Below are 982 nucleotides of genomic sequence, written 5' to 3' on the forward strand. Positions count from 1 at the left end.
CTGTCCACCACACCGATGTCCACACCCCAGAGCCGTATGGCTTCATAACAGAACCAGTACACGTTCATGACCACTAAAATAATACTCACGGCACGCAGAAAATCCATGATTTTCGCCAATGCCCTCAAATCGTCTTCTTGTTGTGACATACCTTGAAATTGTTTTGATTGTTGATACTTTGTCTGACTGATTACATTCCCAAGCCCTTGCGCTTCTTCTTTTTCTTCCTGCGCTGCATCGCCCGGATGAAGGCTTCCTCCTCGGCGTCCACTGCCGGGCCTTCGGGAGAGAACAAGCCCATGCCGTCCAAGTCCCTTCCGTATTCGGAAGTGGACAGAGCTTGCGTTTCCTCCTGACCCTCCGTGGTAATGGAAAGCGGAACCGGCGGCTGTCCGGCGTATGGCAGCGTGAAGTGTTCCTGCAAGGCGTTGGCGGACAATTCCCTGCCCATGCGTGAGCCGTTCAACACGCATCCTGTTCGGTGGTCGATGAACGTGGCCCCGCAGATGCGTCCTTCCTCCGTATAGCGCAGCACGGTGTCAATACCTTTCTCCTTGAGCGTGGCTATGAACCTCTCCTTGTCATACGTACTTTGCAGCACGGAAAGGACGGTGCATTTTGTCATGTCGGCAAGTTTCATGTCCTTAATCTCCTGCTTGGAACGGGCAAACTTTCTCTGTACGGCATCAAAGCCGACGGACTTCCCGAACAGCGAGGACTTGAAAGGATTGCCGACCTTGTTGCCTTTGCCGTCCGTGACGGAATAGACCAGCCCATTATATTCCCGTCCGCGCACGTTACCCCGCGCTTCCTCCACCGTCATATTATATAAGGAAAGGAGGGCGCGGTATTCGCCCATCGTCTGGAAACGGTATTGCCCGTTCAAAGCCTTAACGATATTCCCCACCTGCTTCTTCACGTCGCCCGCAGAGGCGTCCACCTTGCGCAGCGGCGTGTCAAGACGGCGATTCTTGCGTTCCGC

1 protein-coding gene and 1 pseudogene are annotated in these 982 nt (G+C 54.2%); both read right to left on the reverse strand.

The features are described from left to right. Positions 1–149: YWFCY domain-containing protein (locus N5O98_RS27220; protein WP_269496266.1), on the reverse strand; the 149-nt coding region annotated here is incomplete at its 3' end. A gap of 41 nt (positions 150–190) precedes the next feature. Continuing rightward, positions 191–982 (reverse strand): annotated as a pseudogene (locus N5O98_RS27225) (conjugal transfer protein MobB); the annotation flags it as partial.

It is taken from the genome of Bacteroides sp. LFL-34, assembly GCF_027257075.1.
In the GTDB taxonomy this organism is placed as follows: Bacteria; Bacteroidota; Bacteroidia; order Bacteroidales; family Bacteroidaceae; genus Bacteroides; species Bacteroides ovatus.